Source organism: Allobosea sp. Tri-44, from assembly GCF_004123845.1.
Classification (GTDB): Bacteria; Pseudomonadota; Alphaproteobacteria; order Rhizobiales; family Beijerinckiaceae; genus Allobosea.
In genome coordinates, this window is the sequence record NZ_NBDP01000036.1 from 182,685 (window position 1) to 200,520 (window position 17,836).

Annotated in this window: 15 protein-coding genes and 1 tRNA gene; 8 read left to right on the top strand and 8 right to left on the bottom strand. The window is 67.0% G+C overall.

Going from position 1 to position 17,836, the window contains the following annotated elements:
- Positions 1–3: 3 nt before the first annotated feature.
- Positions 4–2,502, bottom strand: a complete 2,499-nt coding sequence (gene hrpB, locus B6S44_RS22200) for an ATP-dependent helicase HrpB (protein WP_129159060.1) — start codon at positions 2,500–2,502, stop codon at positions 4–6.
- A gap of 43 nt (positions 2,503–2,545) precedes the next feature.
- Positions 2,546–3,337 (bottom strand): class II glutamine amidotransferase, encoded by a 792-nt coding sequence (locus B6S44_RS22205; protein ID WP_129159061.1) that lies wholly within the window; start codon positions 3,335–3,337, stop codon positions 2,546–2,548.
- 402 nt (positions 3,338–3,739) lie between these two features.
- Between B6S44_RS22205 and B6S44_RS22210 the strand changes: the two genes are divergently transcribed.
- Positions 3,740–5,152 carry a sodium:proton antiporter gene (locus tag B6S44_RS22210; RefSeq protein WP_129159062.1) on the top strand — a complete coding sequence of 471 codons (1,413 nt, stop codon included), beginning with the start codon at positions 3,740–3,742 and terminating at the stop codon, positions 5,150–5,152.
- Positions 5,153–5,227: 75 nt separating this feature from the next.
- A complete protein-coding gene (locus tag B6S44_RS22215) occupies positions 5,228–6,424 on the top strand; it encodes a multidrug effflux MFS transporter (protein WP_129159063.1) in 1,197 nt (398 codons plus the stop codon).
- Positions 6,425–6,427: 3 nt separating this feature from the next.
- On the opposite strand, the gene B6S44_RS22220 is transcribed toward B6S44_RS22215, so the two are convergent.
- Together B6S44_RS22220 and cmk are read right to left on the bottom strand one after the other, a co-directional pair.
- The gene (locus tag B6S44_RS22220) at positions 6,428–7,249 is read right to left on the bottom strand and encodes a DUF1194 domain-containing protein (protein ID WP_129159064.1); all 822 of its coding nucleotides are present in this window, start codon (positions 7,247–7,249) and stop codon (positions 6,428–6,430) included.
- Positions 7,250–7,449: 200 nt separating this feature from the next.
- Complete coding sequence (cmk, locus tag B6S44_RS22225; RefSeq protein WP_206735223.1) at positions 7,450–8,076, bottom strand: (d)CMP kinase; 627 nt, start codon at positions 8,074–8,076, stop codon at positions 7,450–7,452.
- A 236-nt stretch (positions 8,077–8,312) separates the two neighbouring features.
- On the opposite strand from cmk, the gene B6S44_RS22230 reads away from it, so the two are divergent.
- The 6 genes from B6S44_RS22230 (at position 8,313) to B6S44_RS22255 (ending at position 13,575) form a co-directional block, all read left to right on the top strand.
- Positions 8,313–8,720, top strand: a complete 408-nt coding sequence (locus tag B6S44_RS22230; protein ID WP_129159066.1) for a TIGR02300 family protein — start codon at positions 8,313–8,315, stop codon at positions 8,718–8,720.
- Positions 8,721–8,911: 191 nt separating this feature from the next.
- Positions 8,912–8,987: transfer RNA gene (locus B6S44_RS22235), tRNA-Ala, on the top strand.
- 551 nt (positions 8,988–9,538) lie between these two features.
- Positions 9,539–10,885 carry an LLM class flavin-dependent oxidoreductase gene (locus B6S44_RS22240; RefSeq protein ID WP_129159067.1) on the top strand — a complete coding sequence of 449 codons (1,347 nt, stop codon included), beginning with the start codon at positions 9,539–9,541 and terminating at the stop codon, positions 10,883–10,885.
- Between the two features lie 69 nt (positions 10,886–10,954).
- Positions 10,955–11,968 carry an ABC transporter substrate-binding protein gene (locus B6S44_RS22245; RefSeq protein ID WP_129159068.1) on the top strand — a complete coding sequence of 338 codons (1,014 nt, stop codon included), beginning with the start codon at positions 10,955–10,957 and terminating at the stop codon, positions 11,966–11,968.
- 3 nt (positions 11,969–11,971) lie between these two features.
- Positions 11,972–12,850 carry an ABC transporter permease gene (locus B6S44_RS22250; protein WP_129159069.1) on the top strand — a complete coding sequence of 293 codons (879 nt, stop codon included), beginning with the start codon at positions 11,972–11,974 and terminating at the stop codon, positions 12,848–12,850.
- Positions 12,826–13,575, top strand: a complete 750-nt coding sequence (locus tag B6S44_RS22255; protein ID WP_129159070.1) for an ABC transporter ATP-binding protein — start codon at positions 12,826–12,828, stop codon at positions 13,573–13,575. The genes B6S44_RS22250 and B6S44_RS22255 overlap by 25 nt, the downstream gene beginning before the upstream one ends.
- A 161-nt stretch (positions 13,576–13,736) precedes the next feature.
- Here B6S44_RS22255 and B6S44_RS22260 read toward each other — a convergent pair whose 3' ends face one another.
- The 4 genes from B6S44_RS22260 to B6S44_RS22275 all read right to left on the bottom strand — a co-directional run bounded on the left by B6S44_RS22260 (position 13,737) and on the right by B6S44_RS22275 (position 17,806).
- The gene (locus B6S44_RS22260) at positions 13,737–14,945 is read right to left on the bottom strand and encodes an ABC transporter substrate-binding protein (protein WP_129159071.1); all 1,209 of its coding nucleotides are present in this window, start codon (positions 14,943–14,945) and stop codon (positions 13,737–13,739) included.
- 32 nt (positions 14,946–14,977) lie between these two features.
- Positions 14,978–16,006, bottom strand: coding sequence for an SMP-30/gluconolactonase/LRE family protein (locus B6S44_RS22265; RefSeq protein WP_129159072.1), 1,029 nt, complete (start codon positions 16,004–16,006; stop codon positions 14,978–14,980).
- An 8-nt stretch (positions 16,007–16,014) separates the two neighbouring features.
- Complete coding sequence (gene kce / locus B6S44_RS22270) at positions 16,015–16,941, bottom strand: 3,5-dioxohexanoate:acetyl-CoA acetone transferase (protein WP_129159073.1); 927 nt, start codon at positions 16,939–16,941, stop codon at positions 16,015–16,017.
- Between the two features lie 85 nt (positions 16,942–17,026).
- Positions 17,027–17,806 carry a cyclase family protein gene (locus tag B6S44_RS22275; RefSeq protein ID WP_465246136.1) on the bottom strand — a complete coding sequence of 260 codons (780 nt, stop codon included), beginning with the start codon at positions 17,804–17,806 and terminating at the stop codon, positions 17,027–17,029.
- Positions 17,807–17,836: the final 30 nt, after the last annotated feature.

The window sequence follows — 17,836 nt, forward strand, 5'->3', positions numbered from 1 at the left end:
CCGTCAGGTCCCGCGCGGCTTGGCGCGGGTCGTCGGCGCTGCTGCGGACGGGTCGTCCGGCCAGGGATGGCGCGGATAGCGCCCTTTCATCTCAGCCTTCACCGCCGCCCAGGAGCCGCGCCAGAAGCCCGGCAGGTCGCGAGTGACCTGGATTGGCCTGTGCGCGGGCGACAGCAACTCCAGCACGAGCGGCACGCGCCCACCGGCGAGCGAAGGGTGCTGCGCCAGCCCGTAGAGCTCCTGCACCCGGACCGAGATCGTCGGACCCGCCTCGGCGCCATAGTCGACTGCGAGCTGCGAGCCGGTCGGAGCCGCAAAATGCGTCGGCGCCTCCGCATCGAGCCGCCGCTTCAGCTCCCAGGGCAGCAGGGTCGAAAGCGCCGCGTCGAGGTCGCCTGGCGTGATCGCCGCCAGCGAGCTTCGGCCGACGATGTTCGGCGCGAGCCAGTCCATGGCGCTGCCGGCGAGCCCGCTGTCGGACAGGTCGGGCCAGCCGGCATCCGGCTCTTCGGCCGCGCGCAGGAAGGCGACGCGCTCGCGCAATTGCTGCTGCCCCTTGCTCCAGGGCAGCGTCTCGACTCCGAGCGCGGCGATCCCCCTCGCCAGCACCTCGGCATTCTCCGGCGAGGCCTCGACCGGCAAAGGGCGCTCGGCCAGCACCAGAGCGCCGTATTTGCGGGCGGCGCGGGCTCGCAGCGCCCGCGCCGTTCGATCAAACACTGTCTCGTTGCGCTCCGACAGCGCGATCCGGATCAGGCCCGAGGCGGCGAGCGCGGCGATCTCGGCTTCGTTGATCGCGGCGGAGCTGAGGATACGGGCCTGCTGTGCCGAACCGGTCATCTCCCCGACGACGAGATAGGGCTCGCGCGCCAGCCTCTGGCCGGGTTCGAGCGCAGCGCCGCGGCCATTGGCGAGCAGATACTGCCCCGAGCCGGGCTGGCGCGCCCTGGCGACGCGATCGGGAAAAGCGAGCGCCAGCAAAAAGCCTACGGAGAGCGGTTGCTCTTCTCCTGCCGATACCTTGCTCGACGCCTGCCGTGCCCAGCCCTCGGCGAGGCGGCGCATGTCGCCGGCGCGGCCGCCGCGCTCGCGCCCGAAGCGCTCCAGTCGCTCGGCGAGGTCGATCGCATCGCCACCAAGCCCGCGCTCGACCAGCAGAGCCGCCAGCAGGGCGGCGGGCTCGGCCTGGCGATGATGCGCCGCGCCGACGACCATATGCGCCAGCCGTGGCGGCAGTGGCAGCACCTGCAGCGCCTTGCCGTCTTCGGTGATGCGTCCGTCCGGATCCAACGCGTCCAGGTCGGCCAGAAGCGTCCGTGCTTCCTTCAGTGCCGGTGCGGGCGGCGGATCGAGGAAAGAGAGCGTGGTCGGATCGGAGACGCCCCAGGCGGCGCAGTCGAGCAACAACGGGGCGAGATCGGCGGAGAGGATTTCAGGCCGGGCGAAGGCTTCGAGCGCGCCGTTGCCCGCCTCCTCCCAGAGACGGTAGCAGGTGCCGGGCTCGGTGCGGCCGGCGCGGCCACGGCGCTGGTCGGACGCCGCCTTGCTGGCGCGCTGGGTGATGAGGCGGGTGACGCCGATATCGGGCTCGTAGACCGGCACGCGGGCAAGGCCGGAATCGATGACGACGCGCACGCCCTCGATCGTCAGCGAGGTCTCGGCGATCGAGGTTGCGAGCACGACCTTGCGCCTGGTTTTGGGCGCCGGCAGCACGGCGCGGTCCTGCTCGGCTTGGTCGAGTGCGCCATAGAGCGGCGCGATCTCGATCGAGGGATCACGGATCTTCTCGCGCAGGCGTTCCTCGACACGCTTGATCTCGCCCTGGCCTGGCAGGAAGACGAGCAGCGAGCCGGCCTGCTCGTTCAGCGCCTGCAGGACAGCCTCGGTGACCTGGTCCTCGATTCGCTTCAGCGGGTCGCGGCCAAGATAGCGCGTCTCGACCGGGTAGGCCCGGCCTTCGCTCTCGATCACCGCGGCATCGCCGAGGAGTCTGGCGACACGCGCGCCGTCCAGCGTCGCCGACATCACGAGGATGCGCAGATCCTCGCGCAGGCCGGCCTGCGCATCGAGCGCCAGCGCCAGGCCGAAATCGGCGTCGAGCGAGCGCTCGTGGAATTCGTCGAACAGCACGGCAGCGATGCCGTCGAGCGCGGGATCGTCGAGGATCATCCGGGCGAAGACGCCTTCGGTGACGACCTCGATCCGCGTCTTCGGCCCGATCTTCGAGCCGAGCCGGACGCGCAGGCCCACGGTCTCGCCGACGCGCTCGCCGAGCGTTTGCGCCATGCGGTTGGCCGCACCGCGCGCTGCAAGTCGCCGCGGCTCCAGAACGATCAGCTTGCCGCCTTTGGCCCAGGGCTCATCGAGCAGAGCAAGCGGCACGCGCGTGGTCTTGCCGGCGCCGGGTGGGGCGACGAGCACGGCATTCGGCCGCTCGCGCAGGGAGCCCGCGAGGGCGTCGAGAACCGCGTCGATCGGAAGGGCTGTGTCGAAGGCGCGCATAGGCCTGCGATGTGACGCAGGCTGTGCGCGTGCGCAAGCTGGGTCAGGCGGCCGCCTGCCGCGATCCCACTGCGAACGGGGTCATGCTGACCGCGCCGGCCTTGGCCGAAACCAGTGTGTTGCAGGGCAGCGCCTGCCAGCAGTCGCGGGCAGCATCGACCGGTTCGGAAGCGATGATCACCGCATCGCCGCGATCGCAGAGGTAGAGCGTCGGCGGTTTCGTGTCGGAGGACCAGCGCACCGCATGGATCGTCTCGCCATCGGCGAGCGCGGCGGCGCAGCGCAGGGGCTCGCGCACGCCGGCCTCCTGCATCAGCGCCAGCGCGTCGCCGAGTGCGCCGGCGAGAGCTTCACCGGGCGCCGCGCCCTCGGCGATGCGCGCCAGCGCCAGCAGGAACAGCGCTTCGGAATCGGTGGTGCCGACGCGGGCGCCGTAGAGGCCGTCCGGAATCAGGCTCTCGAGCCGGCGCCTGATCAGGGCATAGCCGCCGATCTGGCCGTTATGCATGAAGAGGTGCCGGCCATGGACGAAGGGGTGGCAGTTCGCCCGCGTCGTCGCGGTACCGGTCGCGGCGCGCACATGCGCGAAGAACAGATGCGAGCGCACCAGGCGCGCGATCGAGAGCAAATTCTCGTCCGACCAGGCCGGCCTGATCTCGCGATACTGGCCAGGCTCTACCCGCTCGCCATACCAGCCGACGCCGAAACCGTCGCCATTGGTGCCGGTCTTGGCCTCCTCGGCATGCAGCGACTGGTGGATCAGCGAATGGCAGGGCGAGGCGATGAAGTCCTCGAGGAAGACGGGGGCGCCGGCATAGGCGAGGAAACGGCACATGATGGTCCCGAATCAGGTGCGGGCGGGACGCCGCAGGAGAAGATTATTCCACGAGAATGAATGCAGGCATAGCGATTCATCTCTCGTCTGCTTGTTCGGATTCGACGATCGCATTTGTCGAACACCGTGCTGGCAGGCACGTCCTCCTCCCTTCCCCCTTGTGGGGAAGGGTATGGGGATGGCGGGCGAACGACTGGGTGCAAGGCCGCATTGTAGGAGCGGGCCGATCCATTTTCCGCCGGATTCGCCGCGACTTCGCGCCCCCCACCCCTAACCCCTCCCCACAAGGGGGGAGGGGAATAAGGTAGCGTGATTGCGAGCCGCATAGCCTTGATATAACCGTCGCGACGATAGGTGGCGACGACGTCCCGCGGCAAGCGGGCAGGGAAGGGGCCGATTTTCATGCTGACGAGGCTCGCCGGCGCTACGCTCCTGTTCGCCCTGACTCCGCAAGTCGCCTTCGCCGCCGGCGACATCGGCGGCGCGACCATGGGCGTCGCCTGGGCGCTGCCCTTCGCCGGCATGCTGCTCTCGATCGCGCTCGGTCCGGTACTGTTCCCGCATTTCTGGGAGCTGAACTATGGCAAGTTCGCAGCCTTCTGGGCCGTTCTGGTGGTGGTGCCGCTCGTGCTGTTCCGTGGCATTGATCCGGCGCTGGGCGCGCTCCTGCACACCGGCCTGCTCGACTACATCCCCTTTATCATCCTGCTGTTTGCGCTGTTCACCATCGCCGGCGGCATCCTGATCACCGGCAACCTCCACGGCACGCCGGTGACGAACACCGTGCTGCTCGCGATCGGCACGCTGATGGCGAGCTTCGTCGGCACCACCGGCGCCTCGATCATCATGATCCGCCCGGTGCTGCGGGCCAATGACAACCGGCGCCATAACGTCCACGTCGTCGTCTTCTTCATCTTCCTGGTCTCGAATATCGGCGGCTCGCTGACGCCGCTCGGAGACCCGCCGCTCTTCCTCGGCTTCCTGCGCGGCGTCTCCTTCTTCTGGACGACGACGCATCTGCTGCCGGAGACGCTGTTCGCGGTCGTTGTCCTGCTCGCCGTGTTCTACGCGCTCGACAGCTGGCTCTTCCGCAAGGAGGAGGATTTCCCGCCGCTGCGCGATCCGACGCCGGACCGCGCCATCAAGCTGTTCGGCAAGATCAACATCCTCCTGCTCGGTGGCGTGATCCTCGCCATCCTGATGTCTGCGAGCTGGAAGCCGGGCATTGCCTTCACCATCCATGGCATCGCCGTGGAATGGCAGAACCTTGTGCGCGATCTCGCCTTGCTGGCGCTGGCAGGCCTCTCGCTCGTCCTGACGCCGAAGCCGGTGCGCGCCGGAAACGAGTTCAGCTGGGGCCCGATCAGGGAGGTCGCCAAGCTCTTCGCCGGCATCTTCGCCTGCATCATCCCGGTGCTGGCGATGCTCCAGGCCGGGCGCAACGGCGCCTTCGCACCGCTCGTCGCCCTCGTCAGCAATGCCGATGGCAGTCCGAACAACACAGCGTACTTCTGGCTGACCGGTGCGCTCTCCTCCTTCCTCGACAACGCCCCGACCTATCTTGTCTTCTTCGAGCTCGCCGGCGGCGATCCCAAGGCGCTGATGACGACCGGAGCGCTGACGCTGACCGCGATCTCGGCCGGCGCCGTCTTCATGGGCGCCAACTCCTATATCGGCAACGCTCCCAACTTCATGGTCTACGCCATCGCCAAGGACCGGAAGGTCGCGATGCCGAGCTTCTTCGGCTACATGCTCTGGTCCGGCGCGATCCTGATCCCGCTCTTCCTGCTTGAGACGCTCATCTTCTTCCGCTGACAGTCCGTGCTGCCGCCTCGACAGGCTGGCAGGGGCGACATAAACCGGCGGCCACCGACCGAGAGCCGCCGAACCATGCCCCTGCGCCCCGACACGCTGGCGATGACCGCCGTCCTCGCCATGCTGACGGCGCTCGGCCCGCTTTCGACCGATTTCTATTTGCCCTCCCTGCCCGAGATCGCGCGGGTGATGGGAACGGATTTCGCCGGCGCGCAGGCGACGCTCTCGGCTTTCCTGTTCGGTTATGCCGCCGGCCAGGTCATCTGGGGGCCGCTCTCCGACCGGCTCGGCCGACGGCCGGTGCTGATGATCGGGCTCGGCCTGTTCATCGTTACGACGCTCGCCTGCGCTTTCGCGCCGTCCATCGAGGCGCTGATCGGCGCCCGCTTTGCCCAGGCGCTCGGCGCGTCGGGCCCGATCGTGCTCGGCCGGGCCATGGTCCGCGATCTCTATGAGGGGCCGCGCGCTGGCCGCGAGCTCGCGCGCATGGGCATGATCATGGGCCTCGTCCCGGCGATCGCCCCTGTGATCGGCGGCGTGCTGCAAAACGCCTTCGGCTGGCGCTCGACCTTCCTCGCCTCGCTCGTCTTTGCACTCGCCATGCTCGCCATCGTCGTGACGATCATGCCGGAGACATTGCGTCAGCGTTCACCCGAGCGTCTTTCCCCGTTCGCGATCGTCCGCGGCTATCGGCTGCTGCTGCAGAACCGGGCTTACCGGGTCTACGTCGCCCTGACCGCGCTCGCCTATGCCGGGCTCTTCGCCTTCATCTCGGGGTCCTCCTTCGTGCTGATGGGGGTCTACGGCCTGTCGGCGCCGGCCTACGGCCTCTCCTTCGGTTGTGCCGTGCTCGGCTTCATCCTCGGCACGATCATCGCGCAGCGCCTGGTTGGGCGGCGCGGGCTGGACGGCGTGATCGCGCTCGGCGTTGCCTGCCTCGCCGCGGGCGGGCTCGCCATGCTGGTCTGCGTTGCGACCGGTTTCGGTGGGCCGTTCGGCGTCATCGGTCCGATGGCGCTCTATGCCTGCGGCATCGGCCTGACCATGCCGCAGGCCCAGGCCGCGGCGATGATGCCCTTCCCCGAGCGGGTGGGCGCGGCCTCGTCCTTGACCGGTCTGTGCCAGATGCTGCTCGCGGCCTGCGTCGGCCTGCTCGTCGGCCATCTGCTCAAGGGCGGCGCGCTGCCCTTGCCAATCGTGATGTCGGTGATCGGCGTGGCGACGCTGATCCTTTTCCATGCCAGCGCCGGGATCCGCGCCGGCAAGGCCTGAGGCTCAGTTCCCCATCCGGTCGCGCCATTGCCGCTCGCCCTGCAGGCAGGAGAGACGCGATGCCGGGGCTTGCTGCGCCTTTTGGACCAGGGCTTCAGGTCCCGAGGCCGGCATTTCCGCGATCTCACGCACCAACTTGGTCCGGGTCGCATCGACGAACTGCTTGCGCTCGCGGATCGGGATCACGAAGGCGCCGATGCCGGTGATGACGCACTCCTCGTAGTAGACGTCGAGGTTGTCGATGTCGAAATAGCTCGCCTGCTTCAGCATCACCGGCAAGCCGTTGATGGAGATGCCCTTGTCGCGGGCGGCGTCGCGGGCCTGCGTCACCGGACGGCCGTCATTGTTGGCGCCGTCGCCGGAGATGTCGATGACACGGCGCATCGCCGCGACATTGCTCGTCTCGAGCAGCGAGACTGCGAGGTCGATCGCGCCGGAGATCGAGGTGCGCCGGCCGCGCCGGGTCGGCGCCTCGCCGAGCTCCTCGGCGAAGGCGATCGCCGATTGCGGGGTCTCGATCACGGTCCAGGGCTTGACGATGTGCTGGAAGTCGCCGCCCGCCCATTCGAAATAGGTCACGGCGATCTTGCCGATCGCGCCCTTGGCGATCGCCTCGTGCAGCTGCTTCGAGCGGAAGGCTTCGATATAGCCGTTGCGCTGCAAGGCGAGCTCGTCGAGATCCATCGAATAAGAGACGTCGACCGCCAGCACCAGCGCGACGTCGACTTCCTCGGGCGGCGCGGCCGCTTGCTGCGCATTGGGCGCGGCGGCGGGCCAGGCACCGGCCACCGCGAGACAAAAGAGACCGAACAGCCAGCGCCGCATCGAAACCTCCGTCATCTGTCGTCGAAGCGTGACGCCGAAAGGAGGTCGAGTTTCGGACGAAGGCAGGCTTCAAACGAATGTCATCGAAGTCTGCGCCCTGTTTCGATTCGCGCCAAGCACGAAAGCGCACGAAAGCGAGAGCATCAGCCTGAAAACTGGGCACTGCCTCGGATGAGCCGGTGGGCCGGAGGGCCGGAGGGCTAGCCCCGTCTGCGGCTCTCGACGATGGCAAGTGCCGCCTGGAAGGCCTCCTCGACGCCGAGCGCCGAGGTGTCGAGCAGGACAGCGTCTTCCGCAGCCTTCAGCGGGGCGTCGCCGCGGCCTGAATCCCTGGCATCGCGGCGGCGGATATCGGTCAGGATGCCGTCGAGGGTCGCGGCTTCGCCGCGCCCGGCCAATTCCTTGTGTCGGCGCGCAGCACGGACTTCGGGGGTCGCGGTGACGAAGAGCTTCACCGTCGCGTCAGGGCAGATCACCGTGCCGATGTCGCGCCCGTCGAGTACGGCTCCGGCACCGCCCGCGGCGAAGCGGCGTTGCCGGTCGATCAGAGCGCGCCGGACCGTGGGCAGCGCAGCCACGACGGAGGCGGCCTCGCCGATCTCGCGGCCACGCAGCCGCGCCTCGTCGATCGCGGTATCGTCGAAGCCTGCGGCCGTGGCAGCGGCAGCTTCCGTATCGTCGAGTAACTCGCCAGCATCGAGCATGGTGCGGGCGACCATGCGGTAAAGCAGGCCGGTGTCGAGATAGGGCAGGCCGAAATGGGCGGCGAGTCGGCGCGCCAGGGTACCCTTGCCGGAGGCTGCCGGACCGTCGACGGCGATGACCAGGCGAGCCCCGTTGGTCGCGGAAGCGGGCGGCTGGGCGTCGGGCACGGCATCGTCTTTCATCTGGCAATAAGGCGGGCAGACTTCTAAAGCACCGGAGGCGATGATGCGAAGCGGTTTTGCAGCCGGCGTCGTGGACTTGCGCCTTGACTCAATCAGGATTTGACAGGGACGCTTGGCCCGACTAACGGACGCCCCTGCTTTTTTCGAACTCAGCACGAACACGAAGGTCCGACGCAGTGGCGAAACCGGAACTTGGCACCAAGCGCGTCTGCCCGGTAACGGGGCGCAAATTCTACGATCTCGACAAGGATCCGATCGTTTCGCCCTATACCGGCCAGTCCTACCCGCGCTCGCTGTTCGAGCCGCAGGCCAAGGCAGCGGCGGCGGCGGCGCCTGCGCCCAAGCCGAGCGATGATGAGGAAGAGGTCGATGCCGCCGACGGCGCGGTCGAGCTCGTCTCGCTCGACGACGCCGATGCGGAAGCCGCCGAGAAGGAGCCGGTGGTCACCAGCGACGACGACATCGAGATCGAGGATGACGGCGCCGCCACCGATGACGACACCTTCCTGGAGGAGGATGAGGAAGGCGACGATGATGTCGCCGACCTGATCGATGGCGACATCGAGGGCGACGAGGACGTCTGAGTCGGGTCGAGATTGCGTCAAAGTCGCGCCTTGGAAAAAAGCGCGACAGGAACGTGACATCAGTGCTTGTGTCTCGGCGCAAGCTTGCCTATAGAGCGCTTCGTCGCTGCGGCGGCGGGCGCGGGCCGGCTCTAGAGAGCCTTCAGGACCGCGACGATTTCCCGGCCTTTCCCCAAGAAGGCCGGCAGAGTGGGGCCATAGCTCAGTTGGGAGAGCGCTTGAATGGCATTCAAGAGGTCGGCGGTTCGATTCCGCCTGGCTCCACCAAATCTCCCTGACAGATCCGATCTCCGGTTTCCCTGGCGAGACGCCTCAGTGAGGCGCGAACGCTTCTGAAGACGCAAAGACGCTGGGTTCCGGCCTTCGGCCCGATCGACGGATAATTTCGCCACCGCGATACCGAGCATGCCGTTGGCCCCAGCGCGACGCGTCAGGCGCTTGCCATCCGGACGTGAGTTCGACTTTCCGGACATGCGATCTTCAAAAAGCCGGGTGGCGTTCGCAACCGTGGCCTGATCCGCGCGGTGCCCAGCGTGTCGCCTAGGAGCCGTGTCGGAGTTACGAGGCTAGCGGAGGTTCATTATTTCAAATACTGAGCCAAAAATAGAGAATTATTACCAATGGCTCATGTATTATCAGAATTCTATTCTGATATAGGCATTCAATTCGCCTCGAATTAGCCGATGAAATCTCCTCTCATGAGCGTTCTTTTTAAAAAACACTTCTCTTGACCATCTGCAGTGCTGCCCGTCATCGTGAATGACAGAGGTCGCGAAGTTCGCGCCCCCTCATAATATTCGCTCGATGCGAGGTCCGCGATGTCCAATGCTGGCCGCCAGCTCACGCTCAACCTGTTCATCTATCCGGGCGGCCATCACGAGGCCGCCTGGCGCTACAAGGACTCCGAGCCGGCGCGGGTGCTCGATATCCGCTATTATCAGGAGCTGGCCCGGAAGGCCGAAGCTGCGAAGTTCGATGCGGTCTTCCTCGCCGACGGGCCGTCCCTGGCGGAGAACGTCCGCTATTCCTCGCGCGTTCGCTTCGAGCCCGTCACCTGGCTGACCGCGATCGCCGCGGCCACCGAGAAGATCGGCCTGATTGGCACGGCCTCGACCACCTATAACGAGCCCTACAACCTCGCCCGGCTGTTCGCCTCGCTCGACCATATCAGCGGCGGCCGCGCCGGCTGGAATATCGTCACCACGAGCGATGCCGGTGCCGCCCATAATTTCGGCCTGCCGGAGCACCCGCCGCATGGCGAGCGCTACGAGAAGGCGCGTGAATTCCTGGATGTCGTCACCAAGCTCTGGGATAGCTGGGAGGACGGCGCCCTCGTCGCCGATCCGCAGACCGGCATCTTTGCCGATGCCGACAAGGTCCACCGCATCGATCATGTCGGCAAGCATTACCGCGTCCGCGGGCCGCTCAACGTCTCGCGTTCGCCGCAGGGGCGGCCGGTCTACGTCCAGGCAGGCTCCTCCGAGGACGGTCGCTCCTTCGCGGCTCAGTTCGCCGAGGCGATCTTCACGGCGCATCAAACGCTCGCCAGCGCGCAGGAATTTTACTCCGACATCAAGGCTCGCGCGGCCGCTCTCGGCCGCCGGCCGGATCACTTACGCATCCTGCCCGGGATCAGCCCCTTCCTTGGCTCGACGCAGACCGAAGCCGATCGGCTCGAGGAGGAGATCAACGCGCTGATCCAGCCCGCCGCCTCGCTCGACCAGCTCAAGCGCATGATCGGCGTCGACCTCAGTGGTTACGATCTCGATGGACCCGTACCGCGCCATATTATCGATACGAATGGGCCGAAGGGGCTGGCGAGCCGCTTCCAGCTCGTCGTCGACATCGTCGATCGCGAGAATCCGACGATCCGTCAGCTGATCCAGCGCCTTGCCGGTGCGCGCGGGCATCGTGTCGTCGTCGGCACGCCTGAGCATGTCGCGGGCGAGATCCAGACCTGGTTCGAGCAGGGTGCCGCCGACGGGTTCAATGTGATGCCGCCTTATCTCACCGGCGGCTTCGACACGTTCGTCGCCGAGGTCGTGCCGATCCTGCGCCAGCGCGGCCTGTTCCGGCATGAATATTCCGGCGCGACGCTGCGCGACCATTACGGGTTGCCGCGCCCGGACAGCCTCTTCGCCGCAGAGCAGCGCAAGAGCGCCTGAGCCTGCCCGGCGAGCCTTTTCGATCCAGCCAAGACGCGACGGGCCTTGCTGGCCCGCAAAGGACATCCGATGAAATTGACCTATCTCCTGCCGCTTGTCGCCGCTCTGCTGCCCGGCCTCGCCGCAGCTCAGAAGCTGCCGGAAACCGCAGCGATCCCCGAGCGCGTTCCGCCGGGAACGACCTTGGTGATCGGCGATCCCCAGACGAGGGTCGCACTCACTTTGTCGGGAGAGCTCGCCAAGCTGCCGTTCAAAGTCGAATGGGCCAACATCTCCGGCGGTCCGCAGACGATCGAGGCCTTTCGGGCCAAGGCGCTGGACATCGGCTCGGTCGCCGACATCCCGCCGATCCATGCGCAATGGACCGGGCTCGAGGTCAGGATCGTCGCCGCCAAGTTCCGGCGCGACCCGATCGGCCATCCGATCTATGTGATCGCCACGGCGCCGGGCTCCGGCATTACGAAGCTCGAGGGCATCAAGGGCCGCAAGATCGCCTTCAGCCCCGGCCAAGCCCAGGGCGCGCTCGTGCTGCGCGTTCTGAAGAAGCTGAATCTCAGGCATGATGAGGTCCAGCTCGTCGAATTGCCGAGCGTCGGCGACGCCTATGTCAACGCGCTCGCGAGCAAGCTCGTCGATGCGGCGCCGATTGCGGAGGCGAACAAGCAGCGCTTCGTCCAGAATTACGAGCGCGACGGCGCCAGGGCCCTGCCGCATGGCCTGCGCGACGACCCGGCCTATCTCTACGTGGTGAAGGCCTCGCTGGAGGACCCCGGCAAGGCGGCGGCGATCCGCGCCTATGTCCAGGCCTGGGGACGCGCCACGAAGTGGATCGAGACCCATCCCGAGGAGTGGATCAAGGGCTATTACGTCAAGGACCAGGGGCTGAAGGCCGATTCCGGCCGCTTCCTGGTCGAATCGAACGGTGATCCCGACGTGCCGCTCGACTGGGGCGGGGCGATCGAGCGCCAGCAGGAAACCATCGACCTCCTCGCCGCCGAACTGAAGAAGCCGGTGCTCAAAGCCGCGACGCTGTTCGACCGGCGCTTCGAGCAGGTCGCCGGCGCGGCCTATCAGGGAGAGTGAGCCATGGCTGACATCTCGCTCTCCAGCGCGCATGGCGCCGCCGACCCGGCCTGGCTCAAGCTCTCCCGAGCGCAGCCTGCCGGCACGGCCGAGAAGCCCCGCCGCCGGCGCAAGCTCGGCCCCGGCCGGCCGATCCCCTATGGCGCCGCGCTCGGCCCGGCCCTGCTGCTGATCCTCTGGAGCATTGGTTCGGCCACCGGCTATATCGACGACCGCATCCTCTCGGCACCCTGGACGGTGGCGACCACCGGCTGGGAGCTGATCCAGGACGGGCGCCTGCAGGAGAACCTCTGGACCTCGTTCCAGCGCTCGTTCTGGGGCCTGTTTTGGGGCATCATTGCCGGCGCCTCGCTCGGCGTCATCGCGGGCCTCAGCCGCATCGGCGAATACCTCGTCGACGGCCCGATCCAGATCAAGCGCGCTATTCCCGCCCTGGCGCTGATCCCGCTGCTGATGCTCTGGTTCGGCATCGGCGAGAGCATGAAGGTCCTGACGATCGCGCTGATCACCTTCGCGCCGATCTATATCCAGACCCATGACGGCCTGCGCTCGACCGATGCACGCTTCATCGAGCTGGCCGAGACGCTCGATCTCAGCAACGCGCAGTTCTTGCGCCATGTCGTGCTGCCGGCGGCGCTGCCCGGCTTCCTGCTCGGCCTGCGCTTCGGCGTCACCTACTCTTGGCTCGCTCTCGTCGTGGTCGAGCAGGTCAATGCCACCTCCGGCCTCGGCTACATGATCAACCTCGCCCGCACCTATGGCCAGACCGAGGTCATCATCCTGTGCCTGGCCGTCTATGCCGCGCTCGGCCTGAGCTCGGACTGGCTGGTGCGCTTCATCACCCGAAAGGCTCTGCCATGGCGCAAGATTCTGGCCGATTGACCCAGCCGCCAGTCGTCGAGGTGCGCGGCCTCACCCGCCGCTATGGCGAGCGCACCATCATCGACGGCGTCGATCTCGACATCGGCCGCGGCGAGTTCGTCGCTCTGCTCGGCCGCTCCGGTTCCGGCAAGAGCACCTTCCTGCGCGCGCTCGCCGGACTCGATCATGGCGTGCCGGGCTCCGGCCGGCTCGGTACGCCCGATGGCGTCTCGGTGGTCTTTCAGGATGCGCGCCTGCTGCCATGGAAGAAGGTCGTCGACAACGTCTCGCTCGGGCTGAGAGGCGAGACGCCGCGCGAACGCGCTCTCCACGCCCTCGCCGAGGTCGAGCTGACGGCGCGGGCGCAGGCCTGGCCGACGCAGCTTTCTGGCGGCGAGCAGCAGCGTGCCGCCCTCGCACGCTCGCTGGTGCGCGAGCCCGAGCTCCTGCTACTCGACGAGCCCTTCGGCGCGCTCGATGCGCTGACCCGACTGCGCATGCAGGCGCTTCTGCTCGATCTCTGCGCCCGTCATCGTCCCGCCGTGCTGCTCGTGACCCATGACGTCGACGAAGCGATCCACCTCGCCCAGCGCGTGCTGGTGCTCGACGAGGGGCGCTTCATCGTCGACGTCAATGTCGACCTGCCGGCAGAAGCCGGGGCGCGGCATCGGCGCTTCGCCGAGGTGCGCAGCCAGTTGCTGAGCAGCCTCGGCGTCACCGGGGAGGAGCTGCGCCGCGTCGCTTGAGGCTCCGTCTTTCCGGGGCAGGCCGCAGGCCTGAGCCCGGAATCCAGAACCGAGACAAGAGCTAGAAAGGCGCATCGGTCGCAGCGCGATCGTGACAACCGACATCGGTTCTGGGTTCCGGGCCCTTCGCTGCGCGAAGCCCCGGAATGACGGCGTGCTTGCTACTTCTTGATCGCCGGGCAGGTGCTCTGGGCCAGCGGGCGGAAGGCCTGGTCGCCGGGGATGGTGGCGACGAGATCGTAGAGATCCCATTCGCTTTTCGATTCGGCCGGCTTCTTGACCTGGAAGACGTAGAAATCGTGCACCATGCGCCCGTCCTCGCGGAGCTTGGCGTTGCGCACGACCTCGTCCTCGATCGGGAGTTCGCGCATCCTGGCGATCACCGTCTTGGCCTCGTCCGACTTCGCCGCGGCGACCGCCTTGAGATAGTGCCGGACCGAGGAGTAGACGCCGGCCTGGATCGCCGAGGGCACCGCGCCGTGCGCCGCCTTGAAGCGTTCGGAGAAGGCGCGGGTGCGCTCGTCGATATCCCAGTAGAAGCCCTCGGTCAGGATCGTGCCTTGCGCCGAGGCGAGGCCGACGCTCTTCACGTCCATCGCGGTCAGGAAGAAGGCGACCAGCTTCTGCTTGCCCTGGCCGATGCCGAAATCGCGGGCGGTCTTGATCCCGGCGACGGTGTCGCCGCCGGCATTGGCGAGCGCGATCAGGTCGGCGCCGGAGCCCTGTGCGGTCAGGAGCTGCGAGGACAGGTCGACAGCCGGGAAGGCGTGCCGGACCGAGCCGACATAGCTGCCGCCCTTGGCGGTGACGAGCGTTTTGGCATCGGCCTCGAGCTGGTGACCGAGCGCATAGTCGGCGGTGACCAGATACCATTTGGTGCCGGGCTTGGTCAGGTGGTTGGCGATCCCTGCGACCTGGACATAGGTGTCCCACATCCACTGGACGACATGGTCGGGCTGGCAGGCGTCGCCGGTCAGGCGTGCCGTGCCGCCGGGGAAGAGGCCGACGCGGTTCTTGTCCTTCAGCAGCGGCGGGATGGCGAGCTGCAGCGAGGCGTTCGACATGTCGGCGAGCACATCGACACCCTGCCGGTCGATCCATTCCCGCGCGATCGCCGAGCCGACATCGGCCTTGTTCTGATGGTCGGCCGAGACCACCTCGATCTTCATGCCCGAGCATTCCGCCTTAAGGCAGTCCTCGACCGCCATACGGGCGGCGGTGATCGAGCCCTTGCCGGTGATGTCGGAATAGACGCCAGACATGTCGGTGAGCACGCCGATCTTGACGGCGCCGTCCGAGATTTCGGCGGCGGCGGGCAGAGCGCCGAACAATGCGGTGGCGACAGCGAGCGCCGAGACCAGACCCTTCATGTGAATTCCTCCCATTGTCTTGTTCGTCGTTGCTAGCGGTCGTGCCAGTGCGCCATCGGCAGGCCGGCGACGGGCGATCTGAAAAAGGGGATGCGGCTGCCGCGCAGGCTGCCGATATGGGCGGTGCGAAGATCGGCGCCGCCGAAGGTGATGCTGGCGAACCAGGGCGCGATCGTGCCGCCGCAGGCGAGCATCAGCTCGGGCGTCACCTCGTCGCGGGCGAAGGCGGCCATCAGCGCCTTGCCGGCCGTGCTGCCGCGATCGTCGTCGAGCAGGATGCGCAGGTCCCCTTGCGGCGTGATCGCGAAGACCCGGTCGAGCATCACATGCGTACCCCAGAGATTGCCATGGGCGTCGAAGGCGATGCCGTCGATAAAGGCGCCATGGTCGCTCGGGCCGAAAATCTCGCGGTCGGTCAGGCTGCCATCGGCCCCGACGCGCAGCCGCGTCACCCGGCAGGCGCAGGTCTCGGCGACGTAGAGCCATTCCTCGCTGGCAGCGAGCCGGATCTCGTTGGTGAAGGCGAATCCATCGGCGACGATCCGCAGCCGTCCGCCATCATAGAGCGCGACATAGCCGTCGCGGACATTGGGGCTCATCGCCCGCATCCAGTTTGTCGTTCGGGTCGAGATCGTCAGCCAGATCCGGTCCTTGCTGTCGCGCAGCACGAAATTGACCTTGCCGATCGCCTGCCCGTCGATGCTGTCGACCAGCACGCGGGTCTCGCCGGAGCGGGTCATTACCTCCAGCCGATCGGTGCCGAAATTCGAGATCAGCACGTCGCCATTGCGGGCGAAGGCGAGGCCGTTCGGCAAGGTGCCGGAGACGAAGCGTGCCTCCTCGTCGGCGGCCTCGGCAAAACCGCGGCTCGCCGTCTGCACGATCAGCTGCTGCGTGCCGTCTGGCCTGATATGGACGACGCCGCCGCGCGCATCGGCACTCCAGAGCGAGCCGTCGCGCTCGGCCAGAATGCATTCGGGCCGCTGCAGGCCCTCGCCGACATAGCTGATTGCGTCGGGGTCGATGGTGAAGCCGTCGAGCGGGTTGGGGCGACGCGACATGCCAAGCCCTAGAAGTTCACGCGATCGCCGCCCTTGAGGCCGAGCGTGGCGCGGGCCTCCTCGGGTGTCGCGATCTCGTAGCCGAGCTCCTCGACGATGCGGCGGATCTTGGCGACCTGCTCGGCATTGGAGGTCGCGAGCTTGCCCTTGCCGATGAAAAGGCTGTCCTCCAGCCCGACGCGGACATTGCCACCCAGCATCGCGGCTTGTGTGCAGAACGCCATCTGGTGGCGCCCAGCGGCGAGCACCGACCAGTGGTAATCCCGACCGAAGAACTTGTCTGCAGTGCGCTTCATGAACATCAGGTTGTCGAGATCGGCGCCGATACCGCCCAGAATCCCGAAGATCAGCTGCAGGAAGACCGGCGGCCGGAACCAGCCGCGATCGAGGCAATGGGCGAGATTGTAGAGGTCGCCGACATCGTAGCATTCGTGCTCGAACTTGGTGCCGTGGCCCTCGCCGAGCAGTTTGTAGATGCGCTCGATGTCGCCGAAGGTGTTGCGGAAGATGAAGTCCTTGGTGTTGGCGAGATAGGGCTGCTCCCAGGGGTGCTTCCAGTCGCTGTATTTCTCCGCCAGCGGATGCAGCGCGAAGTTCATCGAGCCCATATTGAGCGAGCACATCTCCGGCGCGGCCTTGAGCGGCGCGGCGAGGCGCTCCTCGACGGTCATGGTCAGGCCGCCGCCGGTGGTGATGTTCACGACAGCATCGGTCGCCTGCTTGATCCGCGGCAGGAACTCCATGAAAACGGCAGGATCGGGCGTCGGGCGGCCATCCCTGGGATCGCGGGCATGCAGGTGCAGGATCGCCGCGCCTGCCTCCGCCGCCGCGATCGCCTGGCTGGCGATCTCGTCGGGTGTGATCGGCAGATAGTCCGACATGGTCGGCGTATGGATGCCGCCGGTGATGGCGCAGGTGATGATGATCTTGCTCACGGAGCTCTCCTTCGTCCCTGCGTTAGCTCTTTGATTTGACGCATTTTCTTCACGCGAACCGGTGTCCACTTCGCTTGAAAATGCTCTAGTCCGGAAAAATCGCCACGGCGCGCGTCCAGCCGGCCGAGCCGTTGCGGACCTTCACCGGCAGGCAGCTGATCGTGAAGCCGGTCGCCGGCAGCGCTTCGAGATTGTGCAGCTTCTCGATCTGGCAGTAGCCGGCCTCGCGCCCGGCCTTGTGGCCTTCCCAGATCAGCGAGGCGTCGCCTGTCTCGGCGAAGCGGCGGGCGGTGTGGCTGAACGGAGCGTCCCAGCTCCAGCCATCGGTGCCGACCACCTTGATGCCCTGCCGCACCAGATGCAGCGTTGCCTCACGGCCGAAGCCGCAGCCGGAATCGACGTAGTCGACCTGCCCATAGCGGGCGCCGGCCCGCGTGTTGGCGATGACGATCTCCAGCGGGCTGAGGGTGTGGCCGATCCGTGCGAGCTCGGCGTCGATCTCGGCGGGGGTGACGACATGGCCATCGGGCAGATGGCGGAAATCAAGCTTCACGCCCGGCTGCAGGAACCAGTCGAGCGGGCATTCGTCGATCCTGAGCGCCGGAGCGCCGCCATCCTGCGTCGGATGGTAGTGCCAGGGCGCGTCGACATGGGTGCCGTTATGGGTCGAGATCGTCGCGAGCTCGACCGCCCAGCCCATGCCGTCAGGCAGCTGCTCGGGCTTCAAACCCGGAAATGCCGCAGCGATGTCCTTCGCCGTCGCCTCATGCGTGCGATAGTCGATCCTGACCTTCTGGAAGGGCGGATCGGCGGGGACGTCGTTCTCGAGCGGAATCGACAGGTCGACGAGGCGGCCAGGCAGCATGCCGGTGTGTCCTCCCTGGACGCGTATTCT

What these genes read in the sequence shown, in the direction of transcription:
- hrpB (WP_129159060.1), bottom strand. Translation starts at nt 2,502, where the DNA reads ATGCGCGCCTTCGACACAGCCCTTCCGATCGACGCGGTTCTCGACGCC.
- B6S44_RS22205 (WP_129159061.1), bottom strand. Translation starts at nt 3,337, where the DNA reads ATGTGCCGTTTCCTCGCCTATGCCGGCGCCCCCGTCTTCCTCGAGGAC.
- B6S44_RS22210 (WP_129159062.1), top strand. Translation starts at nt 3,740, where the DNA reads ATGCTGACGAGGCTCGCCGGCGCTACGCTCCTGTTCGCCCTGACTCCG.
- B6S44_RS22215 (WP_129159063.1), top strand. Translation starts at nt 5,228, where the DNA reads ATGCCCCTGCGCCCCGACACGCTGGCGATGACCGCCGTCCTCGCCATG.
- B6S44_RS22220 (WP_129159064.1), bottom strand. Translation starts at nt 7,249, where the DNA reads ATGCGGCGCTGGCTGTTCGGTCTCTTTTGTCTCGCGGTGGCCGGTGCC.
- B6S44_RS22240 (WP_129159067.1), top strand. Translation starts at nt 9,539, where the DNA reads ATGTCCAATGCTGGCCGCCAGCTCACGCTCAACCTGTTCATCTATCCG.
- B6S44_RS22245 (WP_129159068.1), top strand. Translation starts at nt 10,955, where the DNA reads ATGAAATTGACCTATCTCCTGCCGCTTGTCGCCGCTCTGCTGCCCGGC.
- B6S44_RS22250 (WP_129159069.1), top strand. Translation starts at nt 11,972, where the DNA reads ATGGCTGACATCTCGCTCTCCAGCGCGCATGGCGCCGCCGACCCGGCC.
- B6S44_RS22255 (WP_129159070.1), top strand. Translation starts at nt 12,826, where the DNA reads ATGGCGCAAGATTCTGGCCGATTGACCCAGCCGCCAGTCGTCGAGGTG.
- B6S44_RS22260 (WP_129159071.1), bottom strand. Translation starts at nt 14,945, where the DNA reads ATGAAGGGTCTGGTCTCGGCGCTCGCTGTCGCCACCGCATTGTTCGGC.
- B6S44_RS22265 (WP_129159072.1), bottom strand. Translation starts at nt 16,006, where the DNA reads ATGTCGCGTCGCCCCAACCCGCTCGACGGCTTCACCATCGACCCCGAC.
- B6S44_RS22275 (WP_465246136.1), bottom strand. Translation starts at nt 17,806, where the DNA reads ATGCTGCCTGGCCGCCTCGTCGACCTGTCGATTCCGCTCGAGAACGAC.